This window comes from Pseudomonas sp. A-R-19 (assembly GCF_019956575.1).
Classification (GTDB): domain Bacteria; phylum Pseudomonadota; class Gammaproteobacteria; order Pseudomonadales; family Pseudomonadaceae; genus Aquipseudomonas.
Map to the genome: position 1 here is coordinate 1 of NZ_JAHBDR010000086.1, position 15,800 is coordinate 15,800.

The 15,800-nt window shown below is 62.1% G+C and carries 13 protein-coding genes; 5 read left to right on the forward strand and 8 right to left on the reverse strand.

Annotated features, from left to right (window positions below):
• Nucleotides 1-101: 101 nt before the first annotated feature.
• Nucleotides 102-2,054: a DNA topoisomerase III gene (locus KGA88_RS24705; RefSeq protein ID WP_263296253.1), complete on the reverse strand. Its 1,953-nt coding sequence runs from the start codon at nucleotides 2,052-2,054 to the stop codon at nucleotides 102-104.
• Nucleotides 2,055-2,324: 270 nt separating this feature from the next.
• On the opposite strand from KGA88_RS24705, the gene KGA88_RS24710 reads away from it, so the two are divergent.
• Nucleotides 2,325-2,693, forward strand: coding sequence for a DUF427 domain-containing protein (locus tag KGA88_RS24710; protein WP_223594803.1), 369 nt, complete (start codon nucleotides 2,325-2,327; stop codon nucleotides 2,691-2,693).
• Nucleotides 2,694-2,737: 44 nt separating this feature from the next.
• Here the strand turns inward: KGA88_RS24710 and KGA88_RS24715 are convergent, their stop codons facing one another.
• Both KGA88_RS24715 and KGA88_RS24720 read right to left on the reverse strand, forming a co-directional pair.
• Nucleotides 2,738-4,360, reverse strand: coding sequence for an MFS transporter (locus tag KGA88_RS24715; protein WP_223594805.1), 1,623 nt, complete (start codon nucleotides 4,358-4,360; stop codon nucleotides 2,738-2,740).
• Nucleotides 4,361-4,559: 199 nt separating this feature from the next.
• Nucleotides 4,560-6,206 carry a GMC family oxidoreductase gene (locus KGA88_RS24720; RefSeq protein WP_223594807.1) on the reverse strand — a complete coding sequence of 549 codons (1,647 nt, stop codon included), beginning with the start codon at nucleotides 6,204-6,206 and terminating at the stop codon, nucleotides 4,560-4,562.
• Nucleotides 6,207-6,338: 132 nt separating this feature from the next.
• On the opposite strand from KGA88_RS24720, the gene KGA88_RS24725 reads away from it, so the two are divergent.
• Nucleotides 6,339-7,229, forward strand: coding sequence for a LysR family transcriptional regulator (locus tag KGA88_RS24725; RefSeq protein WP_223594809.1), 891 nt, complete (start codon nucleotides 6,339-6,341; stop codon nucleotides 7,227-7,229).
• Nucleotides 7,230-7,349: 120 nt separating this feature from the next.
• On the opposite strand, the gene KGA88_RS24730 is transcribed toward KGA88_RS24725, so the two are convergent.
• Nucleotides 7,350-8,447 (reverse strand): DNA alkylation repair protein, encoded by a 1,098-nt coding sequence (locus KGA88_RS24730; protein WP_223594811.1) that lies wholly within the window; start codon nucleotides 8,445-8,447, stop codon nucleotides 7,350-7,352.
• A gap of 130 nt (nucleotides 8,448-8,577) precedes the next feature.
• The gene (locus KGA88_RS24735; protein WP_110658643.1) at nucleotides 8,578-10,386 is read right to left on the reverse strand and encodes a monovalent cation:proton antiporter-2 (CPA2) family protein; all 1,809 of its coding nucleotides are present in this window, start codon (nucleotides 10,384-10,386) and stop codon (nucleotides 8,578-8,580) included.
• 157 nt (nucleotides 10,387-10,543) lie between these two features.
• Here KGA88_RS24735 and KGA88_RS24740 point away from each other — a divergent pair, with 157 nt between their 5' ends.
• A complete protein-coding gene (locus KGA88_RS24740) occupies nucleotides 10,544-11,458 on the forward strand; it encodes a LysR family transcriptional regulator (protein WP_110658645.1) in 915 nt (304 codons plus the stop codon).
• Here KGA88_RS24740 and KGA88_RS24745 read toward each other — a convergent pair.
• The 3 genes from KGA88_RS24745 to KGA88_RS24755 all read right to left on the reverse strand — a co-directional run bounded on the left by KGA88_RS24745 (nucleotide 11,448) and on the right by KGA88_RS24755 (nucleotide 14,783).
• Entirely contained in the window at nucleotides 11,448-12,224 is a 777-nt protein-coding gene (locus KGA88_RS24745) for a substrate-binding domain-containing protein (RefSeq protein ID WP_223594832.1), read from the reverse strand. The two genes, KGA88_RS24740 and KGA88_RS24745, sit on opposite strands and share 11 nt — an antisense overlap.
• A gap of 26 nt (nucleotides 12,225-12,250) precedes the next feature.
• On the reverse strand, nucleotides 12,251-13,555 hold the full coding sequence (locus KGA88_RS24750) for an MFS transporter (protein WP_110658647.1): 1,305 nt from the start codon (nucleotides 13,553-13,555) through the stop codon (nucleotides 12,251-12,253).
• Between the two features lie 154 nt (nucleotides 13,556-13,709).
• On the reverse strand, nucleotides 13,710-14,783 hold the full coding sequence (locus KGA88_RS24755) for a sensor domain-containing diguanylate cyclase (protein ID WP_223594813.1): 1,074 nt from the start codon (nucleotides 14,781-14,783) through the stop codon (nucleotides 13,710-13,712).
• 173 nt (nucleotides 14,784-14,956) lie between these two features.
• Here KGA88_RS24755 and KGA88_RS24760 point away from each other — a divergent pair, with 173 nt between their 5' ends.
• Nucleotides 14,957-15,295, forward strand: a complete 339-nt coding sequence (locus tag KGA88_RS24760; protein WP_110658650.1) for an FKBP-type peptidyl-prolyl cis-trans isomerase — start codon at nucleotides 14,957-14,959, stop codon at nucleotides 15,293-15,295.
• A 22-nt stretch (nucleotides 15,296-15,317) separates the two neighbouring features.
• Complete coding sequence (locus tag KGA88_RS24765) at nucleotides 15,318-15,794, forward strand: MEKHLA domain-containing protein (protein ID WP_181432014.1); 477 nt, start codon at nucleotides 15,318-15,320, stop codon at nucleotides 15,792-15,794.
• The last annotated feature ends 6 nt before the right edge of the window (nucleotides 15,795-15,800 follow it).

Sequence of the window (15,800 nt, forward strand, 5' to 3'; positions counted from 1 at the left end):
GCGAAGCGGCCGTAAATCCTGACAGCTCGGTATGCCTTAAGGAATCAGGAGGCCGCTTCGCAGCCCAACGGGGGCAAGCCCCCTCGCCACAGGGTTCGGTGTCAGGTTTGAGGGTTGCTTGCCGGTTTTGCCTTGCGCCTGGTGCCGCTTGCTGGTTTGCGCGCAGTGCCTTTGCGCTTTTTCTTCCAGGGGGCTGCAGCGCTGCCGGTCGGCGGCGGACCGCTGATGGTCAGGTTCAGCCCGGCACAGCGACTGACCTGCTTGCTCATCCACGCCGCCTGTTTGGTGACGAACTCTTCCAGGCTCATTTCCCCGCTTTGCACCATGTCCAGGGCCTGTTCCCAGATCGCCGTGGTGCCCGGATCGGCGATGGCCCGTGGCACGGCATCGATCAGGCTGAACGCGGCCGGTGTGGCGGCCAGGGCCTTGCCGTGCTTGACCAGATAACCACGGTCGAGCAGGCCCTGGATGATCGACGCGCGGGTCGCTTCGGTGCCGATGCCGGTGGTGTCCTTGAGCTTTTGCTTGAGCAGCGGGTCGTCCACCAGTTTGGCGACGTTCTTCATGGCCTTGATCAGATCGCCTTCGGTGAACGGCTTCGGCGGTTGCGTCCAGAGGTCCTTGAGTTGCACGCCCGCCACTGCGCAATCGATGCCTTCGGCGAGATTGGGCAGTGTTTGCGGTGCGGGAGCTTCGCGCCCCTTGGCCGGTGCCAGCGCTTCGGGCAGGGCGCGTTTCCAGCCCGGTTCGATGATCTGCTTGCCGACCGCGCGCAAGGCTTCGCCGGCGCAATCGAAGTCAGCCTGGGTGCGATCGTATTCGTGATTGGGCAGGAACTGCGCCAGGTAGCGCGCGCGGATCAGCGTGTAGACCGCGCGCTGCTTGCCCGCCAGCTTGTCGAGATTCTTTGCCGCAGCGGTGGGGATGATGCCGTGGTGGGCGCTGACCTTGGCATCGTTCCAGGCCCGTGAACGGCGTTGCGGCTCCAGGTGGTCGTGCAAGGCGTTCAACGCCGGATCGGCCTGGCGCAACGCCGCCAGGATGGCCGGCGCCTCGCTGTGCTGGCTGAGGGGCAGGTAGCCGCAATCACTGCGCGGATAGGTGATGACTTTGTAGGTTTCGTACAGCGCCTGGGCGATGTCCAGGGTTTCCTGGGCGCCGAGGCCGAGCTTCTTCGAGCAGACTTCCTGCAGGGTGCCCAGGTCGAACGGCAGCGGGGCTACTTCGCGCATCCGTTCGGTGCGCAGCTTGATCACCCGCGCACTGGCCGCGCCGCGCATGGCCGCCGCTGCTTGTTGTGCCAGCGCCTGATTCAGGCAGCGGTCCTGATCGTCACAAACGTCGGACGCGGCGCGCCACTGCGCGGTGAAGGCGGTGCCGTTGTGCAGCAGTTGCACATCGATCGCCCAATAGGCGACGGGCACAAAGTCGGCGATGCTGCGATCGCGATCCACCACCAGGCGCAAGGTCGGCGTCTGCACCCGGCCCACCGGCAACACACCCTGATAGCCGGACTGGCGCCCCAGCAAGGTGAACAGCCGGCTCATGTTCATGCCGATCAGCCAGTCGGCCCGGGAGCGACCCAGGGCCGAGTGATAAAGGCTGAAGGTTTCGTTGCCCGGTTTGAGGGCCGCGAGGGCCTTGCGGATTGACGCATCGTCCAGTGCCGACAACCAGAGGCGGCGGATCGGCCCGCGATAGCGGCAATGTTCCACCAGTTCCCGGGCAATCATTTCGCCCTCGCGGTCGGCGTCCGTGGCGATGATCAGTTCGGACGCTTCACCGAGCAGGCGCTTGACCGTCTTGTACTGGCTGGCGGTGCGCGGCTTGACGGTCATCTTCCACTTTTCGGGGATGATCGGCAGGTCGGCCAGTACCCAGCGCTTGTAGCGCGCGTCGTACGCATCCGGTGGCGCGGTTTCCAGCAGGTGGCCGATGCACCAGGTCACCGTGACGTCCGTTCCCAGCCAACAGCCGTCGCCCCGGCGCCTGGCGCCGAGTACTGCCGCAATGTCTTTGGCCTGGGAGGGTTTTTCACAGAGGTACAGCCGCATAACCACCATCGTCGATCAATGAGTCAGAGGTGGACAGAATGGCGGTTGATGGGCGATGGGGCAATCTTTATCTGTATGGATGTACAGCTTGGTGTGTCGCTCCCGTTCGGCTGTGAAGCCGTCGCGAGGGTAAAACTTGGGTTATACCTGATGAATCGTGGTTTCAGGTTTTGGGGCTGCTGTGCAGCCCATCGCGGGCAAGCCACGCTCCCACACCACCACCATCATCATCGATTTGCAGGTCCATCACCGTCATGAGGAACGTTTTCCATGAAAAGCTCCGGTCCTAGCCCTGTCATCACCATCGCCGAGCAGCCTGGTTGTCTATTGGTGAGGTTCCACGGCATTCAGGTCGCCGCTTCGGCTCGCGCGCTGGTGTTGCTGGAGGCCAACTACCCGCCGGTGTACTACGTGCCGCGAGAGGATATCGACGAGAAGTATTACGCCCGCACCGACCACACCAGCTATTGCCCGTACAAAGGCGATGCCAGTTATTTCAGTTTGCAGGTGCCGGGGCATGAAAGCGCCAATGCGGTGTGGAGCTACGAAGACCCCAAGGTGTCGGTAGAGCAGATCCGCGGGTATCTGGCGTTCTACCCGGATCAGGTGAAGTTCGAGCTGCTTGACGCCGAAGTCTGATCAACGCGACGAGGGAGCAAGCTCCCTCGTCGGCAGGCATGACCTCAGTTCTTGTCGAGATCGACGTTGCGTGTCTCACGCAGGCAAATCATCCCCACCACCAGGCTTACCCCGGTGATCACCACCGGATACCACAGCCCGTAGAAGATGTCCCCGGTGTACACCACCAGCGCGAACGACACCGTCGGCAGGAAGCCGCCGAACCAGCCGTTGCCGATGTGGTAGGGCAGGGACATCGAGGTGTAGCGGATGCGGGTCGGGAACAGTTCGACCATCAACGCAGCGAGCGGGCCGTAGCACATCGCCGAGATGATGATCAGCGCGACGATCAGCGCGACGATCATCGGCTTGTTGATCTGCTGCATGTCCGCCTGTTGCGGGTACCCGGCGAGGGTCACGGCACCGCGCAGGGCGGCTTCGTCGAAACCATCGATCTTCACGTCACCGACGCTGACCTGCACGGCACTGCCGGCCGGGGCCGCTGCGCTCTGGTAGGGCAGGCCCTGCTTGACCAGGAAGGTCTTGACCTTGTCGCACGGGCTGTCGAATTTCGCCTTGCCCACCGGATCGAACTGGAAGGTGCAGGTGGCCGGGTCGGCCATCACGGTGATCGGTGCCTGGCGGCTGGCCTGGTCGATGGCCGGGTTGGCGTAGTGGGCCAGGGTCTTGAAGATCGGGAAGTACAATGCGGTGGCCAGCAACAGGCCGAGCATCAGCACCGGTTTACGCCCGACCTTGTCCGACAGCCAGCCAAAGAAAATGAAGAAGGGGGCGCCAATGGTCACGCTGACAATCAGCAAGCCGTTGGCCACGGCCGGGTCCATTTTCAGGAACTGGGTGAGGAAAAACAGCACATAGAATTGCGCGGCGTAGAAGGTCACCGCTTGCCCGGCATTGATGCTGAACAGGGCGATCAACACCACCTTGAGGTTTTCCCATTTGCCGAAGGAGTCGCGGATCGGCTGCTTGCACAGCTTGCCTTCCTCCTTCATTTTCACGAAGGCCGGCGACTCGTGCAGGCTCATGCGAATCCAGGTCGAGATGCCCAGCAGCACGATGGAAAACAGGAACGGAATGCGCCAGCCCCAGACTTCGAACTGGTCGCCGGTGAAGTAGCGGCAGCCCAGCACTACCAGCAGCGAGAGCAACAGGCCCAGGGTCGCGGTGGATTGAATCCAGCTGGTGTGGAAGCCGCGCTTGCCGATCGGTGCGTGCTCGGCGACATAGGTCGCGGCGCCGCCGTATTCACCGCCCAGGGCCAGGCCCTGGAGCATGCGCAGCACCACCAGGATGATCGGCGCGGCGATGCCGATGCTCGCATAGGTCGGCAGCAGCCCGACGCAGAACGTCGCCAGGCCCATGAGGATGATGGTCGCGAGGAAGGTGTACTTGCGCCCGATCATGTCCCCCAACCGACCGAACACCAACGCGCCGAACGGCCGCACGATGAAGCCGGCGGCGAAGGCCATCAGCGCGAAGATGAACGCCGTGGTGTCGTTGACCCCAGCGAAGAACTGCTTGCTGATCACCGCCGCGAGGGCGCCATAGAGGAAAAAGTCGTACCACTCGAAGACTGTCCCGAGGGACGAGGCAAAGATGACTTTCTGGGTTTCCTGGCTGGTGCCCGCGCTGCGCACGGCTTCCAGGGGCTGAACGTGTTCTGACATACCGGTATCCCTCACAGTGATTGTTTTTGTTGTTCCACTGTCGGCGCCGGCCTTGTGGGCTGGTGCCGCTACATCGATGCATCGGGTGTATTCGTTTGTGTAGGAGCCGGCTTGCTGGCGATGACGTTGTCTGGCGCGAAATCAATGTTGACTGATTCGCCGCAATCGCCAGCAAGCCGGCTCCTACATTTGTCCGTGTTCAGATGTTTGCTGCCAGCTCCATGGGTTGAGTGAGTTTCCTTGCGTCTGGGTTGAGAATCATCTGCGCAGCCTTCTCCGCAATCATCAGCGTCGGCGAGCAGGTGTTGCCCGAGGTGATGCGCGGCATGATCGAGGCGTCGGCAATGCGCAGGCCGGGGATCCCGTGGACCTTGAGTTGCGCATCGACCACGGCGTCGGCGTCGTTGCCCATGCGGCAGGTGCCCACCGGATGGAAAATCGTCGTGCCGATGCGCGCGGCGGCTTCGTGCAGTTGTTCTTCGCTTTGCAGGCTGGCGCCGGGCAGGTATTCCACCGGGTTGAAGGCACGCAGGGCCGGGGCGGCAACGATGCGCCGGGTCAGGCGAATGGCGTCGGCGGCGACTCGCAGGTCTTCGGGGTGGCTGAGGTAGTTGGGCTGGATCAGCGGTGCTTCTTGCGGGTCAGCCGAGCGGATATCGACCCGGCCACGGCTTTGCGGACGCAAATCACAGACCGATGCGGTGAACGCCGGGAACGCATGCAGCGGCTCGCCAAAGCGCTCCAGCGACAGCGGCTGCACGTGATATTCGAGGTTGGCGCAGGTCTGTTCCGGCCCCGAGCGGGCAAAGGCGCCCAACTGGCTCGGCGCCATGGACAGTGGACCGCTGCGGTCATACAGGTAGCGCAGGCCCATGCCCATCTTGCCCCACAGGCTGCCGGCAATCTGGTTCAGGGTGCGGGCATTTTCCAGCTGGTAGATCAGCCGCAGTTGCAGGTGATCCTGCAGGTTGCCACCCACACCGGGTAGCTCATGAGCGACGCCGATGCCCAATCGCTCCAACAGCGGACGCGGGCCGATGCCGGAGCGTTGGAGGATGCCTGGCGAACCCACCGAGCCTGCACAGAGGATGATTTCCTTGCGTGCCTTGAAGGTTTTCGCCTGGCCTTGCCAACGGGCGCTGACCGCTGAGGCGCGGCCATTGTCCAGTAGCACGCGGTCGACTTCGACCCCGGTCAGTACAGTGAGATTGGGACGCTGGCGTACCGGTTTGAGAAACGCCTTGGCCGCGTTCCAGCGGATGCCGGCCTTCTGATTGACCTGGAAGTAGCCGCAACCTTCGTTGTCGCCCTGGTTGAAGTCATCGATGCTGGCGATGCCGCTTTGTTCGGCGGCGCTGCGGAACGCATCGAGAATCGGCCAAGACAGGCGCTGGCGTTCGACCCGCCATTCGCCCGCGGCGCCGTGAAATTCGGCGGCGCCGGCAAAGTGATTTTCACTCTGTTTAAACAGCGGCAACACGTCTCGCCAGCTCCAGCCAGGATTGCCGTCGGCGGCCCAGCTATCGTAGTCGCCGGCCTGGCCGCGCATGTAGATCATGCCGTTGATCGAGGAGCAGCCGCCCAGTACCTTGCCACGCGGGTAGCTCAGGGCGCGACCTTGCAGGCCGGGTTGCGCTTCGGTCTTGAAGCACCAGTCGGTGCGCGGGTTGCCGATGCAGAACAGGTAGCCCACGGGGATGTGAATCCACGCATAGTTGTCGCGGCCGCCGGCTTCGAGCAGCAATACGCGATGTTGCGGGTTGGCCGACAGTCGATTGGCCAGCAGACACCCGGCCGGCCCGGCCCCGACCACGATGTAATCGTACTCATCTAGGGAAGCCTGCATCCCTGACCTCGTTTTGTTGTTCTTGTTGTCTGTCATCCTAGTTGTTAGCTTTCGTCAAAAGAATGTTAGTTTTTGCGCAGCCGCTGTGCGTTTTTAAACAGCATCCCGAACGGCAACGAACAAGGACGATTGATGTTCGACTGGAATGACCTGCGGTTTTTTCTCGAGTTGCAGCGCAGTGGGCGTTTGCTCACGGCGGCCCGCCGACTGAACACCACCCACGCCACCGTGGCGCGGCACATCGAGGCCATCGAAAAGAGCCTCGGCACGGCGCTGTTCGTCCAGCATGCCCAGGGTTATGAGATGACCCCGGCCGGCGAGGCGTTGCTTAAACACGCCGAGGCCATGGAGAACGTCGCGCTGTTGGCCCAGGAGGAAATCACCCAGTCCACCGCGCCGCTGGGCAAGATCCGCGTCGGGGTCACCGAAGGCCTGGGCATCATGTTCCTGGCCAGTCGCATGAACGGCTTGTTCGAACGTTATCCGGGGTTGGAGGTGGAACTGGTGGCGGTGCCGCGTTTTGTCAGCATCCTCAACCGCGAGGCGGAAATCAGCATCCACCTGGAACGCCCGTTCGCCGACATGCTGGTCACCCGCAAACTCACCGACTATCGCCTGGCGCTCTATGCCAGCCAGGACTACCTCGACCGTTCGCCGCCGTTGCGCAGTCGCGAGGACCTGGGGCGCCACGCCTGGATCGGTTACGTCGATGACTTGCTGTTCAGCCAGGAACTGATGTTCCTCAACAGCTTCTGCCGCAACCCGCAGGTGGTGTTTCACAGCACCAGTGTGATCGCCCAGCAACAGGCGGCGCGCTCAGGCCTGGGGATTGCCGTGCTGCCGTGCTACATGGCCAGCGCCGATCCGGACCTGGTGCCGCTGCTGCCGGACGAAAGCATCCAGCGCAGCTACTGGATCAGTACTCGTCGGGAACTGCACAAGTCGGTGCGGCTGCGGGTGATGTGGGATTATGTGGTGGAGTTGTGTGAGCGGGAGCAGGGGGTGTTGTTGGGCGCTGCCTGAGCTGACGCCTTCGCGAGCAAGTCGAATCGTCGCACCGCCGCTCCCTCATTGGAATGCGTTCCCCTGTGGGAGCGGGCTGGCTCGCGAAGGCGTCGGTAGATTCACAATTGATCTAATGGTTTAACCGAGAATCTCGAACGCCGTGCTGGCCAACCGCTCACCATTGACCATGACATGCACGGCATGGCGCCCCGCATAATGCTTGCGGGTGGTGAGTTCCTTGATCTGCTGACTACGGCTGACGGCTTCGACGGCGTTGCCGGGCAGCGTCAGCGCCTTGAGCTTGAATACCTTCGCCGAGGTGCTGCCATTGGCCTTGACGTAATCGATGGCGTAGTCGATCACCAGGCGCTGGCTGCTTTCAACGGTGGATCTGACGGCAAACGACAGGGTGATTTTTTCTCCCAGGCCAATCACCGGAGGTTCGACCTTCACATCGACGATCTCGACTTCAGGCTTGCCGCCGGCGCCGATAATCGCCAGTGCCCGCTGGTTGCCCTGTTTGATCAGGCTGCGCAGGGCGTGTCTGGCGATCCATGCGCTGTGCCGGTTGTCCAGCGACCAGCCTTCGATCAGGTCCAGCACCCAGTCGGGGTGATCCTTGGTGATGTCGTTGAGGTGGTTGGCCACGGACTTGCGCACGTACAGGCTGGTGTCGGCCTTGAGGTTGTCGAGGATCTTCGCGGCGAGTGTCGGATCGGCCTGAACCGGCTCCAGCCGGAATGACCAGGGCAGGCGTGGCCGGCAGCCTTCACTGGCCAGGCGCCGTACGTGTTCGTTGTCATCCAGCGACCAGTCGTGCATCAGCTTGAGCGAGCGCTCGAGGTCGCTGCGCAGAAAATGGCGGATCGCGAATTCCGAGGAGCCGAAGGTGGTGAAGTACTTCAGCGCGTCCATCGACTGCTCGAACGCATGGGCGCCGTAGCGGGCGACGTAGTGCGGCAGGCACATGCTGACGAAACCGCTGTTCAGGCGCGGGGCGAGGGCGCGCAGCACCTGCAACGATGCCGCGTAGTCCAGCGGTAATACCGCGTGCAGGCATTCGCTGACCCGGGCCATGCGCTGCATGACGCTGAGGTCGGCCAGGCCGGATTGGGCCAGCTTGAGGAATTTTTTACCGTCGAATTCGGGATACACCGCCGTCATCTCGGTGGCGATGTGCTTGAGGCGCTCGGCGTTGAAGATTTCCTTGAGGGCGGGGGCAGGTTGGTCAGTCATGGTGGTTCCTTTGAAATTGTGGTTATTCCATCACACCGCGTTATCGTTCATCGCTGGCAAGCCAGCTCCTACAGGGTTGCGATGAATTTGTAGGACCCGGCTTGCCGGCGATGAGGCCCTCGAATTCACCTCATTTTGTACCTGCCTGCTCCTGCAACTGATCCGACTCAAACAACCTGGCCAATTCCACCCGCGCTTCCTGCGCCGTCTGCATCACTTTCACCGCGTCGTCATACACCGCATGCTGGGCTTCCAGCACCTCTTCGTCGTGCTGCTTGAAACGCTTGATCCGCGCATCCGCCTGGGCCTGGGTCAATCCCAACCCAATCAGGGTTTGCCGGCTCATTTCCAGGCTCGAATAAAAGGTCTCGCGCACGGCGTGAGCGCCAACGTCCATCAGCCGGTGCACATGCTGGCGGTTGCGGGCACGGGCGATGATTTTCATATGCGGGTAGAGCTTGCGCACCAGTTCGGCGGTCTTGATGTTGGTGTCCGGGTCGTCGGTGGCGATCACGAAATACTCGGCTTCCCCGACCTTGGCCGCGCTGAGGATTTCCGGGCGCATCGGGTCGCCATAAAACACCGGCACGCCACCAAAACTGCGCGACAGTTCGATGGTTTCCACCGAAGTGTCGAGGGCCACGAACTTGATGTTCTGCGCGCGCAAAATCCGCGCAACGATCTGGCCCATGCGGCCCATGCCGGCGATCACCACCCGTGGCGCGTCGGCGTCGATTTCGCGGAACTTCTCCGGCACTTCCACCGGTTGCACTTTCGGGCTGGCCAGGCGTGCGCAAACCAGCAGCAACAGTGGCGTCACCGCCATGGACAGGGTGATGGTCAGCACCAGCAAGTCATACAGTTGTGCCGCGAACAGCCCGTGATCGCGACCGATCTTGAACACCACGAAGGCAAATTCACCACCGGCCGCCAGCACGATACCCAGGCGGATCGCGCTGACCTGCTTCAAGCCGCCGGCCAGGCGACCGACAATAAACAGCAGCGGCAGCTTGATCGCGATCAGCAGCAGGGTCAGGCCCAGCACTGCGAACGGCATGCTCAGCAGCAGGCTCAGGTTCGCGCCCATGCCGACGCTGATGAAAAACAGCCCAAGCAACAGGCCCTTGAACGGTTCGATCTGGGCTTCCAGTTCATGTCGATATTCGGAGTCCGCCAGCAGCAGGCCAGCGAGGAAGGCGCCCAGGGCCATGGAAATACCGGCCAGCTCCATCAACCATGCGGTGCCGATCACCACCAGCAACGCCGTGGCGGTGGAGACCTCCGGCAACGCGGTCTTGGTCACCACGCGAAACACCGGCCGCAACAGATAACGCCCGCCGATCACCACCACGGCGATGCTGACCAGCACTTGCAGGCCGTGGTTCAAGTCTTCACTGGCGGTGGTGCTGTGATCGCCGCCGGCAAGCAACGGCACCATGGCGATCAACGGGATCGCGGCGATGTCCTGAAACAGCAGGATCGCGAACGCCAGCCGCCCATGGGGGCTGGTCAGTTCCTTGCGTTCGGCCAGGCTTTGCAGGCCGAACGCCGTGGACGACAGCGCCAGGCCCAGGCCGAGGACGATCGCGGTGTTCAGCGGCTGGCCAAACAGCCACAGCGCCACCACGCCGATCACCGTGCCAGTCAGCAGCACCTGCGCCAGCCCCACGCCGAACACTGATTTGCGCATCACCCACAGGCGGCGCGGCGACAGCTCCAGGCCGATGATGAACAGCAGCAACACCACGCCGAGCTCGGAAATGTTCGCGACGCTTTGCGGGTTGTCGATCAGGCCCAGCACCGATGGGCCGATGACCACTCCGGCGAACAGGTAGCCCAGCACCGCCCCCAGTTGCAGGCGCTTGGCCAAGGGGACGATGAGCACGGCCGCCAGCAGAAACACGACAGCGGCTTGTAGCAGGTTGCCTTCATGGGGCATGGGCGAAACTCCAGGACTCGGGACAGCGGGGGTGACAAGAATAAAGGTTGAGCCTTTCGGCGTCAGCAAAGCGCTCGGACGCAGATGTTACAATTTGCATTAATTAGTTACATTTATAGAATTAGCTGATCAATCCGCTTCGTTGCCGAGTAACTCCATGGCGATCAACTTCGACCTCAATGACCTGCAAGCCTTCCGTGCCGTGGTCGAGCAGGGCAGCTTTCGCAAGGCCGCCGATGCGGTGCGCATTTCCCAGCCCGCCTTGAGCCGGCGCATCGAAAAGCTCGAAGACGCCCTTGGCGTGCGGCTGTTCGAACGCACCACGCGCAAGGTCAGCCTGACCCAGGCAGGACGAGGTTTCATGCCCAGCGTCGAACGCCTGCTGGACGATCTGGACGTGGCGTTGCTGGGCATCAGTGAAGTCGCTTCGACCCGGCTTGGCCACGTCACGGTCGCCTGTGTGCCGTCGGCGGCGTATTACTTCATGCCGCGGGTGATCGCGCACTATCACCGCCAGTTTCCGCGGATCAAGGTCAAGGTGCTCGATTCCAGTGCCCACGAAGTGTTGAGTGCGGTGGTCAATGGCGAGGCGGATTTCGGCCTGAGTTTCATGGGCACCCTGGAAGCCGAAGTGGATTTCGAGCCCCTGGTGCAAGAAGGGTATGTCGTGGCATGCCGGCGCGATCATCCGCTGGCGGGGCGCAGCAGCGTGACCTGGGACGAGTTTTATCAGCAGGATTACATCTCGCTGGATAAAACCTCGGGCAACCGTTTTCTGCTGGACCAGGCGCTGACCGGGGTGGTGCCGCAGCGGCCGAGCATCTGCGAAACCCGGCACGTGACCACCATGATCGGTCTGGTGGAGGCAGGGTTGGGGGTGGCGGCGGTGCCGTTGATGGCGATGCCGGCGGCGGATCATCCGATCCTGACGCGGGTGCCGTTGACCGATCCGCAAGTGATGCGTAGCGTCGGTCTGATCAAGCGCCGGGGTCGAACCCTGACCCCGGCGGCACTGGAGCTGGAACGGCTGGTGGTAGAAATGAAAGTCGTGCAGCCGTCGGTCAACGGCTGACCGAGTCCAGCCCGGTCGCTTTCACGTCCGCTTGCGCCTGGGCCGAGGCCAGGTATTCCAGCAAGGCCTTGGCTTCGGCCGGGTGCCGGGCGCCTACCGGGATACCGGCGGCAAACCGGGTGACCGACTGCACTGACTCCGGAATCTTCGCCACGAAACTCACCCCCGGCACCGGCAACAATTCGCTGACCTGCTGGAAACCCAATTGATAGTCGCCAGTGGCAACCACCGAGCCCACGGGGATTTTCGGCACCATCGTCGATTTGGGCTTGAGCTGGTCTTCGATCCCCAGGCGTTTGAACAGCTGCTGCTCGATGTAAACGCCGCTGGCACTGTCGGAGTAGGCCACCGATTTCGCCTCGAGCAGGGTCTTTTTCAGGCCCTCGACATTGCTGATGTCCGGCTTCGGCGCACCTTCGCGCACCACCAGGCCAATGCGCGAGTCGGCCAGTTCGACCCGAGAAGCAGCGTCGACTTTGCCTTGTTTGATCAGATCATCCAGGGCGTAGCCGACCATGATCACTACGTCGGCTTGCTCACCGCGGGCCAGGCGATTGGGAATCGCCTCCGGGGCCTTGCCCATGGAGGGGCCGAGCGCGGTGTCGAGGGTGTTGCCGGTGGCGGCGGCGAACTTCGGGCCGAGGATCTTGTAGGCCGCGGTGAAACCGCCGGAGGTCATCACACGGACCTCTTCAGCCTGGGCCAGGTTGCTCAGGCCAAAGGTGGCCGCCAACACGAGGGCGGCGAATTTGAACGGTTTCTTCATGGTCATGGTCTCGACAAAGGGCAGGTTCACGACGCCACCGGATGCAGATGATTCGAGGCGCGGCGATAGAGCATCAGCGTCGCGCACAGCGCGCACAGTGCTGCAAAGCTCATCCAGTAACCGGGCGCGGCCTTGTCGCCGGTGTACTGGATCAACAAGGTCGACATCGCCGGGGTGAACCCGCCGAACACGGCCGTGGCCAGGCTATAGGCGAGGGAGAAGCCGGCCACCCGAACCTCCACGGGCATGATCTCCGTGAGCGCCGGGATCATCGCGCCGTTGTACAGGCCGTAGATGAACGACAGCCACAACAGCACCAGCAGCATGTGCATGAAGCTGGGCGCGTTGACCAGAAAGGTCAGCATCGGATAGGTGGTGGCGATGGCCAGCAACGCCATGGCGATCAACACCGGGCGTCGACCGATACGGTCCGAGAGCGCGCCGCCAATCGGCAGCCAGATGAAGTTCGAAACGCCGACCAGCAAGGTCACCAGCAGCGCATCGGACGTGCTCAGGTGCAGCACGGTTTTACCGAAGGTCGGTGCGTACACCGTGATCAGGTAGAACGCGGTGGTGGTCAGCGCGACCATCATCATGCCGGCGAACACGATCAGCCAGTTTTGCCCCAGGGTACGGAACACTTCACCCATGCTCGGGCGATGTTTACGGGTGGCGAATTCTTCGGTTTCTTCCAGGTTGCGGCGCAACAGGAAAATGAAGGGCACAATCATGCAGCCGACGAAGAACGGAATCCGCCAGCCCCAGTCGGCAATCACACTCGGTGCCATCCACTGGTTCAAGGCGTAACCCAGCGCAGCGGCGACGATGATCGCCACTTGCTGGCTGCCCGACTGCCAGCTGGTGAAGAATCCCTTGTGGCCGGGCGTGGCGATTTCGGCCAGGTACACCGACACGCCACCCAGTTCCGCACCGGCGGAAAAGCCCTGCAGCAGCCGCCCGATCAGCACCAGGGCCGGGGCGAACAAGCCGATGGTTTCGTAACCGGGCACCAGCACAATCAGAATGGTGCCGCTGGCCATGATCGACAGGGTCAGGATCAAGCCTTTGCGCCGGCCCACGTCATCGATGTAAGCACCCAGTACCACCGCGCCCAGCGGACGCATCAGGAAGCCTGCGCCGAACACCGCGAAGGTCATCATCAGCGAGGCGAATTCGCTGCTGGCCGGAAAGAACACGGCAGCGATCTGCGTGGCATAGAAGCCAAAAAGGAAGAAGTCGAACTGTTCGAGGAAATTGCCCGAGGTGACCCGGAAGATCGCGCTGGCCCGGGAGCGACCGGTAGTCGCGGACCGTTGGATTGATGCTGTCATTGACCTGTACTCCACCGCTTTTATGACGCGCGCCGGTTGGATGCGGCGCACGGTTCTTATTGAGGCGGATAGTGGAGCAGGGCTATCGATATGTTAATTGCATTGTTGGCATGCATTGATGTGTGAAGTGGATCAATGCCTGCGTGGGGATAGACTATTGGCTATGTGCTCGCACCACGCTGTCGGTGCCCAATCGATACTGATTGTTCCCGCTGCGCTTGGCTTCATACATCGCCAGGTCGGCAATGTGCAGCAGGCGGTCGATGCTCGGCGCGTGATCGGGGAACACCGCGACGCCCAGGCTGGTGCCGATGTGGCGCTGGTCGTTGCCGATGGTGATGGGCGGGGAGAGCTCGACGAAGATTTTCTGGCAGATGGTGCGCGCTTCGTCTTGCAGGTTTTTGCCTTGGGGCAAGTCCTGGAGGATGACCACGAATTCGTCGCCACCGATCCGGGCGACGGTGTCGGTGCCACGCAGAATGCGCTTGAGTCGTGTCGCGGTAGTGACCAGCACGCGGTCGCCGGCCGCATGACCATAGCGGTCATTGATGACCTTGAAGCCATTGAGATCGACAAACACCAGGGCCACCCGCGTGGCGCTGATGCGCGCCTGCTCCAGCGCTTCGGACAGGCGCTCTTCGAGCACCAGGCGATTGGGCAGGCCGGTCAGCGGGTCGAAATGGGCCAGGTGCTTGAGGTAGCTGGCCGAGGCCTTTTCTTCGGTGATGTCGCGTACCACGCCCATCATCTTGATCGTTTCTTCATGGTCGTTCTTGACCACGTTGCCGGTTTCGCGCAGCCAGCGGATCGTGCCGTCGGGCCAGACCACGCGGTATTCCTCATCATGGTTTTCGCCGGTTTCCAGGCAGCGCAGTTCGCCGGCGCGAACCCTGAGCCGGTCGTCCGGGTGCACGCAGGAGCAGAACAGCGCATAAGAGGGCGTGACTTCGCCGATCTTGAAGCCGAACATGCCGAAAATGGCATCTGACCAGTACAAACGGTCGGTGTCGACATCCCAATCCCAAGTGCCGATGCGAGCGAAATACTGGCTGCGCTTGAAGCGCTCGGCGTCGCCATCCTGGTGGATCTTCCGGCCTTCGGACAGGTTATTGATGATCGTGCGGTACTGCGCCAGTTGCTTTTGCAGCAAGCGTACGCGCCAGATCAACACGACGATCAGGGTGAGCGTCATAAAACCAAGGATGGCGCTGGTCCATAGCATGATCATTCGGGCATGGCCATCAGGGCGTTGAACCGTACGGGTCGTAGTTGATTATCTTAGTTCAGCAAACAGCTTTAATCGCCGCGCGCGGAGACGGCAATGGTTGCCAATCGCGGGCAAATCTGGGAAAACGGCGCCCATCAGGCCCTTGAGGGCGAGTGAGCATACGAGTGAATTCAATGAATGACGAGCTTCAGGTAATCGATCTTCAGTTGGGTGAAGGAAAAGCCGCCGTAAAAGGCGCACTGATCACCACCCAGTACCGTGGCTGGTTGGAGGACGGGACTGAATTCGACTCCTCCTACAGCCGTGGCAAACCCTTCCAGTGCGTGATCGGCACCGGGCGGGTCATCAAGGGCTGGGACCAGGGCATCATGGGCATGCAGGTCGGTGGCAAGCGCAAATTGCTGGTGCCGGCGCACCTGGCCTATGGCGAACGCACCATGGGCAAGATCACGCCGAATTCGAACCTGATCTTCGAAATTGAATTGCTGGAAGTGCTGACGCGGGATGATTGACCGCGTTTGTCAGGGAGAATGCATGTTGCGCAACGATGAATACGCCACGGCCATCGAACTGCTGGACGAGTCCTATCGGCACTGGACCGGCGAACACCTGCCAGCGCCGCAGTCGCTGACCGCACTGGAACGCCTGCACTGGTTGCACGCCCACGCGCCCTACAGTCTGCTGGCCCACGGCACTGAAGACGATCCTGTGTTTTTCTACGCCAATGAACAGGCGCTGGCCTGCTTCAAGTACCCGCGCCCGGAGTTTCTGGGCATGCCGTCACGCTTCAGCGCCTCGCCACTGGATCGCGCGGTGCGCCAGACCCTGCTGGAGCAGGTCACGGCCCATGGCATTGCTCATGGTTACAGTGGCTATCGGGTGGATCGGCAAGGGAATGCCTTCATGATTCATGAAGGCAAGGTGTGGACGCTCATCAATCAACACGGTGAGCGGGTGGGGCAGGCGGCGTTGTTCTGGCCGGATGCTGCACGGGTTGGGCAGTTGGGCTGATCGTCG